This is a genomic window from Nonomuraea sp. NPDC049625, assembly GCF_040675285.1.
GTDB lineage: Bacteria > Actinomycetota > Actinomycetes > Streptosporangiales > Streptosporangiaceae > Nonomuraea > Nonomuraea angiospora_A.
The window spans coordinates 125298-146462 of record NZ_JBFAOQ010000013.1 but is presented as its reverse complement, the minus strand read 5'-3'; the positions used below and the strand labels follow the sequence as shown (position 1 = coordinate 146462).

The 21165-nt window shown below is 70.8% G+C and carries 14 protein-coding genes; 9 read left to right on the top strand and 5 right to left on the bottom strand.

The window, feature by feature from the left end; all coding sequences use genetic code 11:
- Nucleotides 1-74: 74 nt before the first annotated feature.
- Nucleotides 75-1436, top strand: coding sequence for an MFS transporter (locus tag AB0J87_RS43065; protein ID WP_363976216.1), 1362 nt, complete (start codon nt 75-77; stop codon nt 1434-1436).
- Here AB0J87_RS43065 and AB0J87_RS43060 read toward each other — a convergent pair.
- The 3 genes from AB0J87_RS43060 to AB0J87_RS43050 are packed head-to-tail and all read right to left on the bottom strand — an operon-like array spanning nt 1420 to nt 4385.
- Nucleotides 1420-2928, bottom strand: coding sequence for a tripartite tricarboxylate transporter permease (locus tag AB0J87_RS43060; RefSeq protein ID WP_363976213.1), 1509 nt, complete (start codon nt 2926-2928; stop codon nt 1420-1422). The two genes, AB0J87_RS43065 and AB0J87_RS43060, sit on opposite strands and share 17 nt — an antisense overlap.
- Nucleotides 2929-3414: a tripartite tricarboxylate transporter TctB family protein gene (locus AB0J87_RS43055; RefSeq protein ID WP_363976210.1), complete on the bottom strand. Its 486-nt coding sequence runs from the start codon at nt 3412-3414 to the stop codon at nt 2929-2931.
- Nucleotides 3414-4385, bottom strand: a complete 972-nt coding sequence (locus tag AB0J87_RS43050; protein ID WP_350729589.1) for a tripartite tricarboxylate transporter substrate binding protein — start codon at nt 4383-4385, stop codon at nt 3414-3416. Before AB0J87_RS43050 ends, AB0J87_RS43055 begins: the two co-directional genes overlap by 1 nt.
- Nucleotides 4386-4520: 135 nt before the next feature.
- On the opposite strand from AB0J87_RS43050, the gene AB0J87_RS43045 reads away from it, so the two are divergent.
- From AB0J87_RS43045 to AB0J87_RS43035, 3 genes are all read left to right on the top strand, one after another.
- The gene (locus tag AB0J87_RS43045) at nt 4521-6095 is read left to right on the top strand and encodes a sensor histidine kinase (RefSeq protein ID WP_363976206.1); all 1575 of its coding nucleotides are present in this window, start codon (nt 4521-4523) and stop codon (nt 6093-6095) included.
- A gap of 88 nt (nt 6096-6183) precedes the next feature.
- Nucleotides 6184-6846 (top strand): response regulator, encoded by a 663-nt coding sequence (locus AB0J87_RS43040; protein ID WP_363976203.1) that lies wholly within the window; start codon nt 6184-6186, stop codon nt 6844-6846.
- A 92-nt stretch (nt 6847-6938) separates the two neighbouring features.
- Complete coding sequence (locus tag AB0J87_RS43035; RefSeq protein ID WP_350729594.1) at nt 6939-8924, top strand: VanW family protein; 1986 nt, start codon at nt 6939-6941, stop codon at nt 8922-8924.
- 485 nt (nt 8925-9409) lie between these two features.
- Here AB0J87_RS43035 and AB0J87_RS43030 read toward each other — a convergent pair whose 3' ends face one another.
- Nucleotides 9410-10468: a PQQ-dependent sugar dehydrogenase gene (locus AB0J87_RS43030; RefSeq protein WP_363976199.1), complete on the bottom strand. Its 1059-nt coding sequence runs from the start codon at nt 10466-10468 to the stop codon at nt 9410-9412.
- A 128-nt stretch (nt 10469-10596) separates the two neighbouring features.
- Here AB0J87_RS43030 and AB0J87_RS43025 point away from each other — a divergent pair, with 128 nt between their 5' ends.
- The 5 genes from AB0J87_RS43025 (at nt 10597) to ilvC (ending at nt 17747) form a co-directional block, all read left to right on the top strand.
- The gene (locus AB0J87_RS43025) at nt 10597-11415 is read left to right on the top strand and encodes a 2-hydroxyacid dehydrogenase (protein WP_363976196.1); all 819 of its coding nucleotides are present in this window, start codon (nt 10597-10599) and stop codon (nt 11413-11415) included.
- 236 nt (nt 11416-11651) lie between these two features.
- Entirely contained in the window at nt 11652-14279 is a 2628-nt protein-coding gene (locus tag AB0J87_RS43020) for an EAL domain-containing protein (RefSeq protein ID WP_363976193.1), read from the top strand.
- A 205-nt stretch (nt 14280-14484) separates the two neighbouring features.
- Entirely contained in the window at nt 14485-16224 is a 1740-nt protein-coding gene (locus tag AB0J87_RS43015; protein WP_363976190.1) for an acetolactate synthase large subunit, read from the top strand.
- On the top strand, nt 16217-16741 hold the full coding sequence (ilvN, locus tag AB0J87_RS43010; RefSeq protein WP_349450824.1) for an acetolactate synthase small subunit: 525 nt from the start codon (nt 16217-16219) through the stop codon (nt 16739-16741). Before AB0J87_RS43015 ends, ilvN begins: the two co-directional genes overlap by 8 nt.
- Nucleotides 16742-16763: 22 nt before the next feature.
- Nucleotides 16764-17747, top strand: a complete 984-nt coding sequence (gene ilvC / locus AB0J87_RS43005; protein WP_350729809.1) for a ketol-acid reductoisomerase — start codon at nt 16764-16766, stop codon at nt 17745-17747.
- Between the two features lie 77 nt (nt 17748-17824).
- Here ilvC and AB0J87_RS43000 read toward each other — a convergent pair whose 3' ends face one another.
- A complete protein-coding gene (locus tag AB0J87_RS43000; protein WP_363976186.1) occupies nt 17825-21085 on the bottom strand; it encodes a LamG-like jellyroll fold domain-containing protein in 3261 nt (1086 codons plus the stop codon).
- Nucleotides 21086-21165 lie beyond the last annotated feature (80 nt).

Genomic DNA, 21165 nt, shown 5'->3' with positions numbered 1-21165 from the left:
TAGGCCCAATTGCCGGGGCCGGCTAGGACCGGCGCTGGAGGCGCCGGGAGGCGGGGCTCCGTAGCGTTCGGGGCATGAAGAGAAAAGCGTTGACGGCGGGCCTGGTGGCGATGGTGTCGCTGGTGGCCTTCGAGTACATGGCGGTCGCGATCGCCATGCCGGTCGTGGCCAAGGAGCTCGGCGGGCTGGAGCTCTACGGTCTGGCGTTCAGCGGGGCGATGGCGGCCAGCGTGGTGGGCACCGTGCTCGGCGGCCGGTGGGCGGACGTACGCGGCCCCCTGGCGCCCCTGTGGACCGGTGTGGCGGGGTTTGTCGGCGGTCTGACGGTGGTGGGGCTGGCGCCGAGCATGGAGGTGCTGATCGCGGGCCGGTTCCTGCAGGGGTTCGGCGGCGCGCTGGTCAGCGTGGCGCTCTATGTCGTGGTGGCCCGGGTCTATCCCGAGGAGCTGCATCCGCGGATCTTCTCCCTCTTTGCGACCGCGTGGGTGGTGCCCTCGATGGCGGGGCCGGCGATCGTGGGGGTGGTGACCGAGACGCTCGGGTGGCGCTGGGTGTTCCTGTTGGTGCCGATGCTGACCGTGGCGGGCGGCCTGGTGCTGCTGCGCGGGCTGGCGGGTCAGCCTTTGGCCGGTGGGCAGAGCGAGTCCGAGCCCGGCCTGCCGGGGAAGATCGGCTGGGCGGTCGTGACGGCCGTGGGCGCCGGGTTCATGCAGTACGGCAGCGACGGGCGGCTCGTGCTGCTGGTCGCGGGCCTGGCGGTGCTGCTCGTGGCGCTGCCCAGGCTGCTTCCCGCCGGTACGCTGCGCGCCGCCCGCGGGCTGCCGTCCGTGGTCGGGCTGCGCGGCCTGGCCTCCGGCGCGTTCTTCGCGGCCGAGGTGATCGTGCCGCTCATGCTGATCCAGGCGCGCGGCCTGTCGACGCTGGCCGCCGGCCTCGTGCTCATGGGAGGCTCTCTGACCTGGTCGTTCGCCTCGTGGCTGCAGGGCCGCGAGACCTTCAGCCAGGCGACGAACCTGCGGCTGGGCTCGGCCATGCTGGCGCTGGGCATCCTGCTCATGGGCACGGTGACGTTCACCGCGGTGCCGGTGGCGCTGGCCTACCCGGCGTGGATCATCACCGGCTTCGGGATCGGCCTGCTCTACCCGACGCTGTCGGTGCTGACGCTGGAGCTGTCGGCACCCGGCGAGCAGGGCAGGAACAGCTCGGCGTTGCAGGTGGGCGAGTCGGTGTTCTCGGTGGTGGCGGTGGCCGTCACCAGTGCGCTGTTCACGGCGGCCCACTCGGGATACTGGACGGTGTACGCGGCCACGCTGGTCATGGCGCTGGCCGGGCTGGCGATCGCGCCCCGGTCTTTCGGGCGCCGGGCCACGAGCGGTTCCGCCGATCCGGTGGCACCGGCGGAACCAGCTCGTGAGCCCGTCAATCGACCGGCGTGACCGCACGCCGCCGGGCCGACAGCGTCCTGAACACCGGCGTGAGCAACGCCAGGGCGGCCAGGACCAGCAGCACCACGGCGACCGGGCTGCGCACGAGGACCGTCACGTCGCCGGCCCCGATCGCCAGGGCCCGGCGGAGCTGGATCTCCGCCATCGGGCCCAGGATCATGCCGATCACCGCGGGGGCGACCGGCAGGCCGAAGCGGCGCATGGCGTAGCCCAGGAGACCCAGGACGTACAGGACCACGAGGTCCACGACGGTGCCGTTCAGGGCGTAGACGCCGAGGGCGGCGAACAGGACGATCCCGGCGTACAGGTACGGGCGGGGGATCCGTAGGACGCGAGCCCACAGGGGAGCGAGGGGCAGGTTCAGCACCAGCAGCATCGTGTTGCCGATGAACAGCGACGCGATCATGCCCCACACCAGCGCCGGGTTGTGGTCGAACAGTTGCGGCCCGGGCTGGAGCCCGTACTGCTGGAAGGCGGCCAGCAGGATCGCGGCCGTCGCCGACGTGGGCAGGCCCAGCGTGAGCAGCGGGACCAGGGTGCCCGCCGCGGAGGCGTTGTTGGCCGCCTCGGGCCCGGCCACACCCTCGATGGCCCCCTTGCCGAACTCCTCGCGGGCCTGTCCGCGCGCCAGCCGCTTCTCGGCCGCGTACGACAGGAAGGTGGGGATCTCCGCCCCGCCGCCGGGCAGCGCGCCGAACGGGAAGCCCAGCGCCGTGCCGCGCAGCCACGGGAACCAGGAGCGCCGCCAGTCCGCGCGCCCCATCCACGCCCGTCCGACGGGCACGACCTCGGGCGTGTCGTGGCGCAGCCGCGAGGCCACGTAGAGGGCCTCGCCGAGCGCGAAGAGCCCCACCGCGACGATCACGACGTCGATGCCGTCGAGCAACTGCGGGATGCCCATGGTGAGCCGGGCCTGGCCGGTCTGCTGGTCGATGCCGATGAGCCCGATCACCAGCCCGAGGCCCAGAGAGGCCAGGCCGCGCACGACCGAGCGGGACAGCACGGACGACACGGCGGTGAAGGCCAGGATCGCCAGCGCGAAGTAGTCCTCGGGGCCGAACGAGATCGCGAAGCTCACCACGGCGGGCGCGGCCACGACCAGCAGTGCCGTGGCGATCGTCCCGGCCACGAACGAGCCGATGGCCGCCGTGGCCAGCGCCTGCGCCGCCCGGCCGCGCCGGGCCATCTTGTTGCCCTCCAGCGCCGTGATCATCGACGAGGACTCGCCGGGCGTGTTGAGCAGGATGGAGGTGGTCGAGCCGCCGTACATGCCGCCGTAGTAGATGCCCGCGAACATGATGAACGCGCTGGCCGGCGGCACCGTGAACGTGATCGGCAGGAGCAGCGCCACGGTCATCGCGGGCCCGATGCCGGGCAGCACGCCGACGAGGGTGCCGAGCGTGACGCCGACGAGCGCGTACAGGAGGTTGACGGGGGTGAGCGCGGCGGCGAAGCCGTCGAGCAGAAGCTGGAGCGACTCCACCTAGATCACCCCCGCCAGCAGCCCGCCCGGCAGCGACACGCCGAGGCCCTTGACGAATAGCAGGTACGTGGCGAGCCCCACGACCACCGAGATCACGGCCGTGCGCACCTTGTGCTCGGCCCCGAGCGCCAGCGACAGCCCGAAGAACAGCAGGCTCGCGCCGATGATCCAGCCGAGCACGTTGAGGAGCGCCGTGAACGCCAGGAAGATCCCGCTGACCAGCCCGACGCTGCGCCAGTCCGTGGGCGCCTCCACGTCCACGTCCTCGCTCTCCTCAGGGTCGCCGTGGCCGCCGCGGAGGACGTCGGCCACGTAGAACAGGCCGATGAGCACCATGGCGCCGCCCACCAGCATGGGGAAGAAACGGGGCCCGATGCCGAGCTGGGAGGCCGCCGCGGAGACGTCCAGCGTCCCGATCACGACGAGCACGCCCAGGCCCAGCACCACGACCGCCAGCCCGAGCTCGGGCCGCCACCAGCGAGCCATCAGGAAACGAGCCCCATCTCGGCGATGATGCCCTTGACCCGGGTCTGCTCGGAGCTCAGGAAGTCGGTGAACTGCTGCCCGGTCTGGAACGAGTCGATCCAGCCGTTCTTGCTCACCGCGTCCTTCCACGGCTGCGAGTCGTGCATCTTGGTGACCAGGTCGGTCAGCGCCTTCTTGTCGGCGTCGGACAGGCCGCCGGGGGCGACGAAGCCGCGCCAGTTGGCCAGCGAGACGTCCAGGCCGCCCTCCTTCAGCGTGGGCGCGTCCAGGCCGGGGATCCGCTCGGCGGAGGTCACGCCGAGGGCGCGCAGCTTGCCGGACTTCACGTGCTCCGCGAACTCGGCCACGCCCGAGATGCCCGCGCTGACCTTGTTGCCGAGCAGCTCGTTGAGCGCCTCGCCGCCGCCGGAGTGGGCGATGTAGTTGACCTGCTTCGGGTCCACGCCCGCGGCCTTGGCCATCAGGCCCGCCACGATGTGGTCGGTGCCGCCGGCGGACCCGCCCGAGATCGACACCTTCTTCGGGTCGGCCTTCCAGGCCGCCACCATGTCGGCGAGCGACTTGTACGGGGACTCGGCCGGGACGACGACGATCTCGTACTCCTCGGTCAGCTTGGCGATCGGAGTGGTCTCGGCCAGGGTGACCTTGGACTTGTTCTGCTCGATGGCGCCGACCATGACCAGGCCCATGGTCATCAGCAGGTTGCCGTTGCCCTTCTCGCCCGCGAGCTGCGCCAGGCCGATCGTGCCGCCCGCGCCGGGCACGTTGTACACCTCGACCTTGCGCTTGGAGTCGGCGGCCTTGATCGCCTGCTCCGCGATGCGGGAGGTCTGGTCCCAGCCGCCGCCGGGGGAGGCCGGAGCCATGATCCGCAAGGAGCCGCTGGCGGACGTGCCGGTGCCTGACTCGCCGCAGCCGGTCAGCGCGGCGAGGGAGAATGCCGCGAGGGCGGCGAATACGCGCAAGCGCATGATCACTCCAGGGGGTGTTTCACGGTTGTAAAACTGGGATCGTGAAGCCCCCGCTCGCCCACGTCGAGGCTTTGCACGCTTGCCGTCATAGTGGTCGTATTGGTCGCAACCTGGCCGTGACCTGCGTTTGTTTCCATGTGCAACGTGAGACGCGTCCAGGACGCCTCCCTCGGGACCCAGCTGTTCGTGCTCCAGATGGTGATCGTGATCCTCGCCGTCGGGGGCACCGCAGGGGTGTGGGCCGAGCACACGCGCGATCAGCTCGACTCGCTGCACCAGCAGCGGGCGCTGGCCATCGCGCAGTCCGTGGCAGGGCTCCCACAGGTCAGGGAAGCGTTCAAACTGAAGAATCCGGAGACGGTCCTGCAGCCGCTGGCCATGAGTGTGCAGCACGAGACCGGCGCCGACTATGTCGTGATCGCCAACGCCGAGCAGAAGCGCTACGCCCATCCCAACACCCTGCTGATCGGCAAGCAGCTGTCCACCGACGGCACCACCGTGCTCAAGACCGGCAGGAGCTGGGTCGGCACCGAGACCGGCACGATCGGCACCACGGTCAGGGGCAAGGCCCCCATCCGCGACGAATACGGCAGCGTGATCGGCCTGGTCTCGGTCGGCGTGCTGGAGACCACGGTCGTCGGCCAGCTCGGCGCCGCGCTCCCGCCGCTGATCTGGACGGCGCTGGCCGTGCTGCTGGCGGGGCTCACGCTGGCCGCGGTGATCACCGCGCGGGTGCGCAGGCAGACGTTCGGGCTGGAGCCGCGCGAGATCGCCGCGCTGCTGGAGCAGCGCGAGGGTGTGCTGCACGGCGTCAAGGAGGGCGTGCTCGCGCTCGACCTCAACGGCCGCGTCACACTGGTCAACGACGCCGCCCGCGAGCTCCTGGGCAACGTCGGCGAGGACCTGACGCAGATGCCGGTCTCCGAGCGCATGCGCGACGTGCTCGGGGGCGCCGACCCCGGCGAGGACCGCGTCGTGCTGCACGGCGAGCGCGTGCTGGTGCTCAACCGCACCCCGGTCTCGGTACGCGGCCAGCACCGCGGCTGGGTCGTCACCCTGCGGGACCGCACCGAGCTGACCCGGCTGGCCCGCGAGCTCCACGACACCAGCAGCGCGACGGACGCGCTGCGGGCGCAGGCGCACGAGTTCGCCAACCGCATGCACACCATCGTCGGCCTGCTGGAGCTGGGCGAGCACGATGCGGCCATCAACTTCATCACCCGCAGCACCGGCGGCAGCTACGTCACCGACCTGCGCGAACGCGTCCAGGACCCCACCCTGGCCGCCCTGCTGCTGGCCAAGTCCGCCGAGGCGGCCGAGCGGGGCGCCCGGCTCGTGCTGTCGGACGACTCCGCCGTGCCCGAGGGCCTGCTCGGCGACCCGCAGGACGCGGTCCTCGTGGTCGGCAACCTGGTCGCCAACGCCATCGACGCGCTCGACGGCGCCGAGGGCACGATCGAGGTGTCGGTGCAGGCCGACGCCGGCGGGCTGCGCGTACGGGTGGGCGACTCCGGGCCGGGCATCGCGCCCGACCTGGTGGAAGAGGTGTTCAGGGAGGGGTTCACCACCAAGGCCGCCCAGTCGGGGCCGCGCGGGCTCGGGCTGGCGCTGACCCGGCAGGCGTGTCTGCGCCGGGGCGGCTGGGTACGTGTACGGAACTCGGGCGGCGCGGTCTTCACGGCCCTGCTCCCGGCGAAGGGCCGCACGTGATCCCGGTGCCGGGACCCGCGGCGGAGGTGCGCGTGCCGGGACCTGCGGCAGTGGTGCGCGTGCCCGGGCTCCTGGCGGAGGTGCGGTCATGAGTGACATCCGGGTGCTGGTGGTGGATGACGACTTCATGGTCGCCCGCATCCACAGCGGCTACGTGGCGCGCGTACCCGGGTTCCGGGTCGTGTCCGTCGCGCACAGCGGGGCCGACGCGCTCACCGCGGTGGCCGAGCTGCGGCCGGACCTCGTGCTGCTCGACATCTATCTGCCCGACATGTCGGGACTTGAGGTGCTCAATCAGCTCCACGGCGTGGACGTCCTCATGATCAGCGCAGCCCGCGACGTGCCCACGGTCAGGGAGGCCATGCGCGGCGGCGCCGTCAACTACCTCATCAAGCCCTTCACCGCCGCCGCGCTGACCGACCGGCTCCAGCAGTACGCCGACACCCGCAGGCGCCTGACCGCCATCGGCCCCGAGGCGCGGCAGGACGACGTGGACCGGCTCTTCGGGAGCCCCAAGACGTCCGCGCCGATGCCGAAGGGGCTGTCGGCGGCCACGTGCGAACTGGTCGCGGACACCCTCCGGGAGGCGGGCCGCGACCTGTCGGCGACCGAGACGGCCGAGCTCACGGGCCTGTCGAGGGTGAGCGTCCGCCGCTATCTCGAATACCTGTGCGTGGCCGGGCAGGCCGAGTTCCGGCCCCGTTACGGCACCGCCGGACGACCGGAACATCGCTACCGGTGGCTAGGTTGACACACTTCCGTAGCCATTTCCCGTGACATATGCGGATCCGCGTGCCTTACTGTTGCCTGAGACTTGGCTGCGGACCGGGAGGAGATTGAGGCGTGCGTAACGCCGGACCGATCGAATCACCGACCGACCCGTTCGCCTCGGTGCCGTTACCCGCGTCGGGGGTCTCCAAGAAGCCGCGGATCGAAGGGCTGCCCCCGGGTGTCTCCCGGGACATCTTCGGCCCCACGGACAGGCAGGAACCCCGGCCGGCCCAAGGCCCGAGCGCCCCGGGCGGTCCCTCGGGCGGTGCGCTGCCCCCTGTGGCGCCGCCGGCGCAGCCATGGCCGGTGAACGGCAAGCAACCGCCGACCCCGCCCGCGCCCGTGTTCGGCTCCCCCTCGGAGCGGCCGACCTCGTACGAGCCCGAGCCGCCTCGCAAGCGCCGCCTCCTGCCGGGCCTGCTGGTGTGCGTCGTGCTGCTCGCGGCGCTGGCGTACGTGGTGCCCGCCGTGCTCATGTCGGGCTCCGTCCTGCGCGGCACCCAGGTCTCGGGCGTCGACATCGGCGGGCTGACCGTCACCCAGGCGGCCGACAAGCTCCGCAACGAGCTCGCCACCCGGCTGAGCCGCCCGGTCGTGGTCGACATCGCCGGCCGCAAGGAGACCATCCAGTCCGACGAGGCCGGTCTCGAACTCGACGTGGTCGGCACGATCGGCCAGGCGCCCAGCGGGTTCCCCAGCCCGCAGGAGGTGTGGCGGGGCCTCACCGGCAAGACCCAGCTCCAGCCGAAGGTGAACCTCGACTCCTCGCAGCTGGCCAGGACCGTCGAGGGCATGGCCGAGGCCGCTGACAAGAAGCCCCGCGAGGGCCGGGTGACCTTCACCGGGCTGGAGCCGAAGGCCCGCCAGCCCGAGGACGGCGTGCTGCTCGACCGGGAGGACGCCGTGCGCCGGATCGGCGACGCCTTCCTGCAGGGCGGCGGCAACGTCGTGCTCACCCTCAGGCCGGCCAAGTCCGTCACCAGCGCCGACGCCGTCGCGACCGCCCTCACCAAGGCGAAGCAGGCCGTCTCCGGGCCCGTCACGCTGACGGTCGGCGACAAGCAGGCGCAGATCCCCCCGGCCATGATCGCCGCCAACCTGACCTACAACTCCGACGGCTCCGGCGGGCTCGCGCCCCAGTTCGACACCACGGCGGTGCTGGCGGCCCTGGAGAGCCGGCTGGTGGACGCGGCCCAGCAGCCGCGCGACGCCACGTACGACATCGTGAACGGCAAGCCGGTCCTGGTGCCCGCCCGCACGGGGCGGGGCGTGAACGACAAGCTGCTGGCCAGGGACGCCGAGCGGCTGTTCGACGAGGGCGGCAGCCGGACGATCCCGGTCCGGCTGGGCGCCGTCGCCCCCGCGGTCACGACGGAGCAGGTACGCGACCTCGGGGTCAAGGAGACCGTGGGCACGTTCACCACGTCGTTCGACGCCGGCCAGCCTCGCGTCAAGAACATCCAGCGCATGGCGCAGGAGCTCGACGGGCAGCTGGTGAAGCCCGGGGCGACGTTCTCGATCAACGAGGTCGTGGGCGAGCGCACCGTCGAGGACGGGTACGTCGAGGCGGGACAGATCGTCGGCGGGCGGATGGTGAGCATCGTCGGCGGCGGGGTCTCCCAGTTCGCCACGACCATGTACAACGCGGCCTTCTTCGGCGGGTTCGACCTGGTCGAGCACCAGCCGATGGACTTCTACGCCCCCCGCTACCCGCCCGGGCGGGACGTGGCGCTGCTCTATCCGGACACGGACCTGAAGTGGCGCAACGACTCCGACTTCGGCGTGCTGATCAAGACGGCCTTCACGGAGACTTCGGTGACGGTCACCTTGTGGAGCACCGAGCGGTACGACGAGGTGGAGGCGGTGGCGTCCGAGAAGCGGGACATCCGGCCGTTCCGGACCGAGACCAGCTCGGCGCCCGGGTGCTTGCCGACGGTGGGGGAGCAGGGGTTCACGATCGATGTGACCCGGGTGTTCCACCAGGACGGCAAGGTGGTCAAGAAGGACAAGAAGCTGACCACCAAGTACCGGCCCCAGACGCAGACCACCTGCAGCTGACCCCCGCTCGTCCCGGGGCCACCTCCGGCCCACGTCCTTCCCCGGCCCGGACCCTCGCACGGTCCGGGCCCGTGCCTTTCCCGGCCGGGCCCTCCCACGGCCCGGCCCGCCGCTTTCCACGCCAAGCCCCTCCCACCTGACGGCCCCCGAGACGCGACCGCGCGCTGGGCGGGAACTGGCGTTTCCCTACCGCCGCCCGCCGCCCGCCGCCCGCCGCCTGCCGTCGCCCGCCTGCCGCTCGCCGCCCGCCCGGCCCTCCGCCGAAGACGGGGCACGCCGAGACGCGCCTACGGTGTGGGCGCTGTCCCGCCGGCGGGCGTGGGTCCGTACCTCAGCAGCCGAGCCGGCGGCGCCGCCCGCGTGCTGCACGGGCGACGCGGACGGTGTGTGGCGTGTGGGCGGCGCCGGGTTCCCTTTCGGGTACTTCGGGGCCCCGAGGGCGTTTGCCCGGGTCTGGGGCGCGTCTGGGGGCGTCTGAGGCGGGGTTACGAGAGCGGGACCGAGAGGATGCGGTCGTCACCCGGCCGCGGGGAGCCGCGCCCGTCCTTGTTGCTGGTGCCGACCCACAGCGTCCCGTCCGGGGCCGCGGTGACGGCGCGGAGGCGGCCGTAGCGGCCGGTGAAGTGGGCGACGGGCGTGCCCGCCGACCCGTCCGCCGCCAGCGGGACCTGCCACAGCCGCGTCCCGCGCAGCGCCCCCACCCACAGCGAGCCGTTCGCGTACGCCATCCCCGACGGCGAGGCCTCGTCGGTGGACCAGGTGACGATGGGGTTCACGTAGCGCGAGTCGTCGCTGCGCCCCTCGACCTCCGGCCAGCCGTAGTTGCCTCCCGCCTTGATGAGGTTCACCTCGTCATAGGTGTTCTGGCCGAACTCCGACGCGTACAGGCGGCCGGACGTGTCCCACGCCAGCCCCTGGACGTTGCGGTGGCCGTAGCTGTAGACGAGCGTCCCGAACGGGTTGCCGGGCGCGGGCGCCCCGTCCATGGTCATGCGGAGGATCTTGCCGCCCAGCGAGTCGCGCTGCTGGGCCAGCTGGTCGTCGCCGGTCTCGCCGGTGGAGGCGTACAGGAACCCGTCGGGTCCGAACGCGAGCCGTCCCCCGTTGTGGATCCCGCCCTTGGGGATGCCCCGCACCAGGACCCGCTCGTCGCCGAGGCGGTCGCCGGTGAGCTGGTAGCGGACGATCCGGTTGTCCTGTTCCGCGGTGTAGTAAAGGAATATGTGCTGATCCTTTGCCGCCACCCCCATCAGCCCGCCCTCGCCGGCCGCGCTCACCCCCGGGATCGTGCCCAGCGAGGTCACCTTCCCGTCCCGGGTCACGCGAAGCAGCCTGGCCGTGTCACGCTCCGTGACCAGCGCGTCGCCTCCGGGCAGGAACGTGATCGCCCACGGCACCGCCAGCCCCGTCACCACGTCCCTGGGCTCTCCCGGCCCGGCCCCGGCCGGCGCGGTGGCCGTCGGCGTCACCTCCCCGCCGCCGGCCAGACCGCTGGAACAGGCGGTGAGCACGGCCATGAGCATGAGCGTCCAGAGCTTCCTCATGTGTTCCATACTTCCCTTGGAGTCATAAGGTTCTCGGCATGAAGACCTGGGTTCCGTCCGATTCGGCGGCTGATGTTCTGTCCGACCTGCCTGGGGTTGAATGTGCTGTTTACGATGGCACAGCCCCGATGCCGGAAGGGATCGACGAGGTAGAGGTCTGGATCCCGCCGCTCGTCACCGTGCCGGACGTCCCGGGCACGCTGGCCAGGATGAGCTCCCTGCGGCTGGTGCAGACCGTCACCGCGGGTGTGGAGCCGTACCGACCGCACCTGCCGGACGGCGCGGTGCTGTGCAACGCCCGCGGCGTGCACGACGCCGGGACCGCCGAATGGGCCGTCGGGGCGATGATCGCGGTGCTGCGGGAGTTCCCCGGGTTCGTGGACGCGCAGCGCAGGGGCGAGTGGACCTACCACCACACCGACGTGCTGGCCGACTCCACCGTGCTCATCGTCGGCTACGGCTCCATCGGCGCCGCGCTGGAGAGGCGGCTGGAGGGGTTCGAGGTCGAGGTCGTACGCGTGGCCAGGAACGCCCGCGACGGCGTGCACGCCATGGACGAGCTGCCAGCCCTGCTGCCGGAGGCTGACGTCGTGGTGCTGCTCGTGCCCGCCACGGCCGACACCGCGGGCATGGTCGACGCGGCTTTCCTGGCGCGGATGAAGGACGGCGCCGTGCTGGTCAACGCCGCCAGGGGCGGGATCGTCGACACGGACGCGCTGATCGCGGAGCTCAAAAACGGTAGGCTACGCGCCGCGCTGGATGTGACCGCGCCCGAGCCGCTGCCCGAGGGCCACCCCCTCTGGAGCGCTCCGGGCCTCCTGATCACTCCGCACGTCGCGGGCAGCACCCCCGCGTCCGGGCGGCGCATGCTGCGCCTGATCCGCGCCCAGCTGCTGCGCTATCTCGCAGACGAACCGCTGGTCAACGTCATCACCGACTCGTACTGAGAGGATCCCGGAAAGTGGCTGGTCCGTGACCTTCGGTGCGTACGGTTGCCTTTGCGAGGAGGTCCTGACTCGCTGTCAAGGATCTCTTGGCGGAAATTGGTCTGTGTGGTTATCAGATCGGTGACGACATCGGCGTTGTCACCACCCGCGCACCCACGAGCGCACACACTGGCGAAGTGATCGACCGGGCTTCGGCGGTCGCAGGTGCAGGGTTCGAGACGGGATGGGCAACGACTGTGATCCGCTGGCGTGATCCACGGGTGCCGCTGACCGCCGCGGCGGCGGCAGGCGCGGTGGCCTTCGCCGCCGCGCTCGGCGTACGCGGTGAGGCCTTGCTCACCGGCGCTGTCGCCGGCGGGCTGGCGGCGCTGATCGCGGCCGGTTCGCTGCTGTTCGCCTCGGTGAAGTCGGCCGGGCACCGGCCGACGGCGCTGGGCGCGCGCTGGATGGGCGGCGGAGCCGTCATCTGGGCCGCCGGCGTGGCGTTGCGCCCGTTCGCCGAGAGCTTCCTGGTCAGTTTCGCCGACCTGTTTGTGCTGCTCGGCACCGTGGTGACGGCGGGAGGCGCGCTGATCGCCGCCGACCGCAGATTCCCGGCCAGGGTCGTTTTACGGCATGTCACCGACGCCTACCTGTGCGCCGCCTCGCTCTTCCTGATCGGCTGGGTGGCCGCGCTGCGGCACGTCTACGACGACGCGGCGGACCCGGCGGCGTTCACGCTGGTCATGCTGCCGCCGATGATCGCGCTGCTGGTGACGTGCGCCGTGATCCCGTCGGTGCTGACGAGCCGGGCCTCCTCCTGGCCGCTCGCCCTGGCGGGCGTCGGCGTGCTCGCCACCATGACCGTGGCGGGCCTGGCGGCCGGCGTCGCCAGGCTCGACGGCGGCGATCCGCAGATCTGGACCGTCATGCTCGCGCCTGTCGCGTTCCTGCTGCTCGCCGCCATCCCGTGGGCGCCGCGTCCGGGTGCGGCGGGGAGATCCGCCGTCGGAGGTGTGGTCGCGCTGGTGCCGATGGGGCTGGTCGCCGTGGCCGCCTGCACGCTGCTCGCCCACCTGGTGGGCGGCGGGGCCGAGCGGCCGGTGACCGGCGTCGTGGTGGTCGCGGTCTCCGTGGTGCTGCTCCTGATCGTCCGCCTGTTCTTCGTCTCGGCGACCAACATGCGCCTGCGCGGCCTGGTCAAGCTCGGTGAGCGGCAGCTCAGGGAGCTCGCCCAGAGCACCGGCGACGTGGTGTTCCTCGCCGACTACGAGGGTGTGGTGCGGGAGATCGACGCCGGGGTCGAGGTCACGTACGGCTACCGCCCCGAAGACGTGGTCGGCGGATCGATCTTCGATTACATCCACCCGGAGGACGTCCCCGGCATCCAGGTCGCGCTGCGCGCCATGCACCTCGACGAGGACAACGCCGCGCCCGGCGCCTGCCTGATCGCCTGCCGGGTGCGCGCGGCCGACGGCACGTGGCGGCCCACCGAGTCGGTCGCCACCCGCCACGTCGGCGGCGACGAGCTGCTGCTGGTGACCACCAGGGACGTCAGCGACGAGGAGGCGCTGCGCAACCAGGTCGCCCACCTGACCTTCCACGACGGCGTCACCGGGCTGCCCAACCGCTCCTACTTCGAGGAGCGCACCCGCGAGGTGCTCTCGGGGCGCACCTCCGGCGCCGGAGCGGCCAACGTCGCGGTCATCTTCCTCGACCTCGACGGGTTCACCTCGGTCAACGACTCGGTGGGCCACGCCAGCGGCGACTACCTGCTCGGGCAGGCCGCGCGCAGGCTGCGCGGCGCCGTACGCGCCGACGACACGCTCGCCCGGTGGGGCGGCGACGAGTTCGCGGTGCTCGTGGAGACGGGCGGTGACGCGCAGGTCGCGGTCGATCTGGCCGAGCGGCTCGTACGCGCGGTCTCGCAGGAGCCGTTCCGCGTCGCCGACCGCGACGTGGCGCTGACCGCGAGCGTGGGCGTGGCCTTCACCGAGGACGACATGCCGGCCGGAGACCTCATCCGTAACGCGGATGTCGCGATGGCGCGCTCCAAAGAGCTGGGCGGGCGGCGGGTCGAGGTGTTCGCCGCGCAGATGCACGCCGATGTGGTGCGCCGGCTGGAGCTGGCGGCCGACCTGCAGCGGGCGCTGATCGAGCAGCAGTTCGCGATCGAGTACCAGCCGATCGTCGATCTGGCCACCTCGCGGGTGACCTCGGTCGAGGCGCTGGTGCGGTGGTGGCGCGGGTCGGTGTTCGTGCCGCCCGAGCAGTTCCTGGGCCCGGCCGAGGACACCGGGCTGATCGTGCCGCTGGGGGAGTGGATCCTGCGCGAGGCGTGCCGCGAGGTGGCCGCCTGGCGGGCCTCGTCCTGGGACATCGGCCTGTCGCTCAACCTGTCGGCCCGGCAGATCACCGCGCCGCGGTTCGTCGAGACGGTCGAGGAGGCGCTGGCCGAGAGCGGGCTGCCGGCCTCCGCGCTCACCCTCGAGGTGATCGAGGAGATGCTGGTCGAGGACGCCGAGGAGACGATCAAGCGGCTGTCGGAGCTGCGGGCGCTCGGGGTGCGGCTGGCCATCGACGACTTCGGCACGGGTTACGCGTCGCTCGCGTTCCTGCGGCAGCTCCCGGTCGACATGATCAAGATCGATCCGTCGTTCGTGTCGGGGCTGGGCAACGACGACACGCTGACCCTGCTCACCCGTACCATCGTTCGGCTCGGCCACGACCTCGGGCTTATCGTGGTGGCAGAGGGGATAGAGCGTCCCGAACAGCTCGATCTGCTCAAGCGGATGGGGTGCACGAAGGGTCAGGGCTTCCTGGTCGCACGGCCGATGGCGGCGCGCGGAGTCGACTCGTTGATGCGTACGAGTCTCACTGTTTGAGACATGTGTCCACGAAGTTGGCACCAGGGCATTCAGTGCGGCTATGGTGTAGGTCATGCTTCGCAGTGAGATTCTCGTAGTACTTCGCCGGCGCGCAGGCCGATAGCGAAGCACGACGACCTGCGCGCCGCCCCAGACCCGCCGTCCCGGTGGGAAGGGGCATTTTTTATGTCCTTAAGCGAGTAGCCACGCAAGGAACGAGCCGATGACCGAACGGATGACAGGTGCACAGGCCCTGGTGAGGGCGCTGGAGCACGTTGGAGTCGACACAGTGTTCGGGATCCCGGGCGGTGCCATTCTGCCGGCCTACGATCCTCTCTACGACTCGACCAAAGTCCGGCACGTGCTCGTACGCCACGAGCAGGGCGCCGGTCACGCGGCCGAGGGCTACGCGCAGGCGACCGGCAAGGTCGGGGTGTGCATGGCCACCAGCGGCCCCGGTGCCACCAACCTGGTGACGCCGATTGCCGACGCGTACATGGACTCGGTGCCGATCGTGGCGATCACCGGCCAGGTGGCCAGCGCGGCCATCGGCACGGACGCGTTCCAGGAAGCCGACATCGTCGGCATCACCATGCCGATCACGAAGCACAACTTCCTGATCACGGACCCGGCGGACATCCCCCGCACGATCATGGAGGCCTTCCACATCGCCTCCACCGGCCGTCCCGGCCCGGTTCTCGTGGACATCTCCAAGGACGCGTTGCAGGCCGACACCACCTTCAGCTGGCCGCCGACCATGCAGCTCCCGGGCTACCGCCCGGTCACCAGGCCGCACTCCAAGCAGATCCGCGAGGCCGCCAAGCTGATCGCCGAGTCCAAGCGGCCGGTCCTGTACGTCGGCGGCGGCGTCCACAAGGCGCGTGCCTCCGCCGAGCTGCTGCAGCTGGCCGAGCTGACCGGCATCCCGGTCATCACCACCCTGATGGCGCGCGGCACGTTCCCCGACAGCCACCCGCAGCACATGGGCATGCCGGGCATGCACGGCAGCGTGTCGGCCGTGGGCGCGCTGCAGAAGGCCGACCTGCTCATCGGGCTGGGCGTGCGCTTCGACGACCGGGTGACCGGCGACCTGGCGTCGTTCGCCCCGTACGCCAAGGTCGTGCACGCCGACATCGACCCGGCGGAGATCTCCAAGAACCGCCACGCCGACGTGCCCATCGTGGGTGACTGCAAGGAGGTCATCAGCGACCTGGTCGCCGTGATCCAGGCGTCCGGCCAGAAGGGCGACTACACCGAGTGGTGGACGACGCTCAACGGCTACAAGCAGACGTACCCGCTGGGCTACGAGACGTACGAGGACGGCACGCTGGCGCCCCAGTACGTCATGGAGCGGCTGAGCGCGATCGCTGGGCCCGACACGTACTACGTGGCCGGGGTCGGCCAGCACCAGATGTGGGCCGCGCAGTTCATCGACTACGAGAACCCCGGCACGTTCATCAACTCCGGCGGCCTCGGCACGATGGGCTTCGCCGTCCCGGCCGCGATGGGCGCCAAGATGGGCCGCCCCGAATCCACGGTGTGGGCCATCGACGGCGACGGCTGCTTCCAGATGACCAACCAGGAGCTGGCCACCTGCGCCCTGGAGGGCGTGCCGGTCAAGATCGCCGTCATCAACAACGGCAACCTCGGCATGGTCCGCCAGTGGCAGACGCTCTTCTACGACCAGCGATACTCCAACACCGACCTGCAGACGGTCCGCCGCATCCCCGACTTCGTCAAGCTGGCCGAGGCCTATGGTTGTGTGGGCCTGCGATGCGAGCGTGCCGAGGACGTGGACGCCGTGATCAAGAAGGCCATGGAGATCAACGACGTGCCCGTCGTGGTCGACTTCGTCGTCCACCAGGACGCCATGGTCTGGCCCATGGTCCCGGCGGGCACCAGCAACGACGACATCAAGATCGCCCGTGACATGGCGCCCAAGTGGGAGAACGAGGATGAGTAGGCATACTCTGTCGGTGCTTGTCGAGAACAAGCCGGGCGTACTGGCACGCGTGTCCGCGTTGTTCAGCCGAAGGGGCTTCAACATAGACTCGCTGGCAGTGGGGCCGACCGAACACGACGACATCTCGCGCATGACCATCGTGGTCAGCGTCGAGGAGCTGCCGCTTGAGCAGGTCACCAAGCAGCTCAACAAGCTGGTGAACGTCCTGAAGATCGTCGAGCTCGACACGTCGCAGTCCGTCCAGCGCGAGCTGATGCTGATCAAGGTCAAGGCCGACGCCGACAGCCGTTCCCACGTGCTGGAGCTGGTCAACCTCTTCCGCGCGCGCTGCGTCGACGTGGCCGCCGACGCCGTGACCATCGAGGTCACCGGCACTCCCGACAAGCTCGAGGCGTTCGTCAAGGTCCTCGAGCCGTTCGGGATCAAAGAACTCGTCCAGTCGGGCATGGTGGCCATCGGCCGCGGCGCCCGTTCCATCACCGACCGGTCCCTCAGGGCACTGGACCGTACCGCCTGAAAGGTATTAGCAAGTGACCGAGATCTACTACGACGACCAGGCCGACCTGTCGATCATCCAGGGGCGCCACGTGGCCGTGCTGGGGTACGGCAGCCAGGGCCACGCCCACGCGCTCTCCCTGCGTGACTCCGGCGTGGACGTGCGTGTCGGCCTGCCGGAGGGCTCCAAGAGCCGCGAGAAGGCGGAGAACGACGGGCTGCGGGTCGTCACCCCGGCGGAGGCGGTGGAGGAGGCCAACCTCACCATGATCCTCGCGCCGGACCACATCCAGCGCCACCTGTACGCCGACCACGTCGCCCCCAACCTGGTCGAGGGCGACGCGCTGTTCTTCGGCCACGGCCTGAACATCCGCTACGGCCTCATCGAGGCGCCCGAGGGCGTCGACGTGTGCATGGTCGCCCCCAAGGGCCCGGGCCACCTCGTCCGCCGCCAGTTCGAGGCCGGGCGCGGCGTGCCGTGTCTCGTGGCCGTCGAGAAGGACGCCTCGGGCAAGGCGCTGGACCTGGCGCTCTCGTACGCGAAGGGCATCGGCGGCACCCGCGCCGGCGCGCTGCGCACGACGTTCACCGAGGAGACGGAGACCGACCTGTTCGGCGAGCAGGCCGTGCTGTGCGGCGGCGTGTCCGAGCTGATCAAGGCTGGCTTCGAGACCCTCATCGAGGCGGGCTACCAGCCCGAGGTCGCCTACTTCGAGTGCCTGCACGAGATGAAGCTGATCGTCGACCTCATGTACGAGGGTGGCATCTCGAAGATGTACTGGTCCGTCTCCGACACGGCCGAGTACGGCGGCTACACCCGCGGCCCGCGCGTCATCACCGACGAGACCCGTCAGGAGATGCGCCGGATCCTGGCCGAAATCCAGGACGGCACCTTCGCGCGGCAGCTCGTCGAGGAGTTCGACGGCGGCCAGAAGGAGTTCCAGCGTCACCGCGACGAGCTGGCCGAGAACCCGATCGAGAAGACGGGTGCCAAGCTGCGTCCGATGATGAGCTGGCTGAAGGCGTAACACGCCGGAGCATGACGGGTGGGTGGGCCTCGGGCCCACCCACCCGTTGCCGTATTACCGGCGGTGTTGAGAGGGACTTACTGGGCGGCCAGCTGAGCGATCTGCTCGGCGCTCAGCACGCCGTCGTACGTGCGGACGTCGTCCACGGTCCCCGGCCAGTAGCCGGTGAAGGCACCCGCGGTCTTGGTCCGTCCGAGCTGGAGCGGGCCGGTGGCGTTCCACGCGCTCGTGTGGGACGTGATGGTGGTGGTGGAGAGTTGGCCGTTGATGTAGATGCGCAGTTCGCCGGCCAGCGCGTCGTAGACGCCGGCGACGTGGGTCCACTCCAGTGGGTTGGGGATGGCGTCGGAGCGGGTGCGTACGAGGGTGGCGGTGTCGGTGTCGGCGGCTCTCATGCCGAGGGTCCACCGCTGTTGTTCCTTGTCGAAGCCGAGCTGGAATCCGGCTGTCCGGCTGCCGGGCTGGGCCACGGCGGCGGTGTCGGTGGTGGGCAGGTAGTCGAGTTGGACCCAGGCGGCCACGGTGAAGCTGGATCTGGTGCTGATGGCGGGGCCGGTGGTCTGGGCGTAGCCGTTGACTCCGTCGAGCGCGAGCGCGCCGTCCAGCCAGCCGGCCGTCCACGAGGCTGCGCCCGACAGGGTCGCGGGTGTTGCCCTGCCCGACGAGTCGGCGGCCGTCAGGCCGGACTCCTCATCCAGCGTCCAGTGGCCGACCAGCGTGGCAGCGCTGTTGACCAGGTCGGCGAGTTCGTCGGCGAACATGGCGCGGCCGTAGACGCGGACCTCGTCGAGGTCGCCCGTCCAGGGGTCCGCCGCTGCGCCGTTGATCTTGCCGCGGCCGATGGTGAGGGGTCCGGCCGCGTTCCACGGTGAGGTGGCGGCGACCGTGGATTCGAGCCTGCCGTTGACGTAGAGGGAGATCTGGCGGGCGGCCGAGTCGTAGACGCCGGCCAGGTGGGTCCACTCGTTCAACCGGGGAGCGGCCCCGGACAGGGCGCGCACGGTCGTCGCGTTGTCGGCGTCCGTGCCCGTCAGCACCAGCGCCCACCGGTCGTCGGTCTTGCTGTACTGCAGCGAGACCGCGCCGGTCCTGCCGCCTTCCTGGGTGAGCGCGGTGGCGGAGGCGGTCGTGCCCGTCAGGCGGGCCCAGGCGGTGACGGTGAAGTTGCGGCTGGTGTCCGTGATGGGGCCGGTGGTCTGGGCGTAGGCGTTGGCCAGCTTCAGCCCCGCGCCGGTCCTGCCGGTGGTCCACGACGTCCCGTACAGGGTGGCGGGGTGCGCGCCGGTGGCGTCGGCGGTCACGCCGCCCTGGCCCTCGTTCATGGCCCAGTGGCCGTTCGGGCCCTTGCCGCCGTTGACGTTGAAGACGTAGGTGCGGATCGGGCCGAGCTGGCCCGCGCGGTCCTTGCTGCGTACCGACAGGACGTTGGGGCCATCGTGGCGCGGGGTGAGCGCGATCGTGGCCGTGCCGTCGGCGGCGGGCGCCACCTCGGACTTCGGCGTGGTGTCCAGCCCGTAGACGTAGGCGGCCACGTCGGTGACACCGTTGGGATCGAACGTGAACGTGCCGGCCAGGCCGACGCCGTCGCTCCAGCCCTCCTCGGCGTACTGGGGCGAGGTCACGACCGGCTCCCTGCCGGGCGCGGTGGCGTCCACGGTGGCCTCACACCAGGGACTCCAGGCGCTGTTGGCCTTGCCGTCCTCGGCCCGGACGCGCCAGCGGATCAGCGCGCCGTCCGCGTACAGGCTGACCGGGATCGTCGCGTAGTAGGCGGAGCCGGACGAACCCGTCGCGGTGACGTACTCGCCGGTCTTGGTCCCGGCGGCGTTGTACCACTCGAAACGGCCCTTGACCGAGTTGTCGGTGTCCTTGAGCTTGGCCCACAGCTTGGGAGTGGCCGTGCTGATGACCGGCCGCCCGTCACCGGAGACGCAGGGGCCGCCCGGGTCCGACCAGGCGTCGGCGGCCACCGGGTCGGACGGGATCGAGTTGTACTCGATGACCAGGCTCGGGTTGTTCTTGAACTTCTTCCAGGCGTACACGTCGGTCTCGCTGGTGGCCCGCAGACCGATCGTGACGTTGGGCCACTTCTTGGCGGCGGCGTCCACGACCTGCGAGGTGACGTCGAACTCGACGCCGCCGGGCAGGCAGGACGAGCCCCAGCCCTTGGCCACGTTCACCGTGGACAGCAGCCTGACCCACGAGGGCTGCTTGTTCCAGGTCGTGGCCTTGCTGATGGTGTTGGTGGCCCAGGCCTCGACCTTGCGGGCGCTGCAGGAGTACGACCACGTCTCGTACGTGCGCAGCGTGGCCTTGATGATCTGCTTGCCGTGGATGGTCGAGCCGGTGTTCATCTGGAAGAACGAGCGGTTCTTCTGCGACTCGACGTGGCCGACCCGGGCGACGTCGCTGGAGTTGAGGTAGTTGGAGTTGGGCCAGTTGCTCCAGACCGCCGTCCAGGCGTTGCGGGCGGCCGAGAAGTACGGGTCGAGATAGACGGGGAACTTGGTGTTCGGGTCCGTCATCATCGTTCTGTCGGGCTTGAGCCGCAGTTGCTTGCCCGCCAGTTCCACGCCCATCGTCGCCTCGCGCGCCTCCGGGGAGCGGCCCTCCTTGAGCGCCTGCGGGCTCGTGATGCCCTTGGAGTCCCACATCTTCGGGGTGGGCGCGGTGAAGATCGTGCCCTCGTTCTTGTCGACGGCCTCGATGTTGCCCGCCTTGTCCGACTCGACCGACAGGCCGGAGGCCGACAGCGGGAACGTCAGCTCCGTCATGCTCTCCGCGGCGGCCCGCGATTTGACCACCAGGATGTGGGAGAAGCCGTCCACGTCCGCGGTGACCTGGAGGTCCACGCCCGGCATGACCTCGGCGTAGGTGGCGGTGTCGCCGTTCAGCGTGGGCTTGGGGAGCGTGCCCTGCCAGCCGAGCTCCAGGGACTTGGCGCCGCGCGACAGCTTGGCCAGCGGGGCGTTGCCGCCGCCGGAGAACCTCAGCCCGATCGCCGTCGCGGCCGGGCTGACCGAGCCGTCGGGGTTGAGGCGGAGCGTGGTGTCGACGGGGACCCAGCCGCCCGCCTGCCGGACGCGTACCGGGCGGACGTTCAGCTCCATCGAGAGCGTGCCGTCCGGTTTGGCGAAGACCTGGCGGGTCTCCGTACGCATCGATTCGATCTCCACCGGCCGGCCGGCGCTCCGAGCGGCCGCGACCGCGGCCTCCTCGGCCTTCGGCGGCTCCTGAACGGCCTTCGGTGGCTCCGGCACCTCGTCGGCCTGGGCGGCGACCGCCGGAGAGATGGTTAAGATCAGCGCCGCCGTGAGCAGCCCATGCACTACCCGCATACGTCCTCGCCCGTGTTGAGCAGGGGTTACGCGCGGAACAAGAGCTGCCCGGCGTCTCCACGATCTTCGGATGGACGATC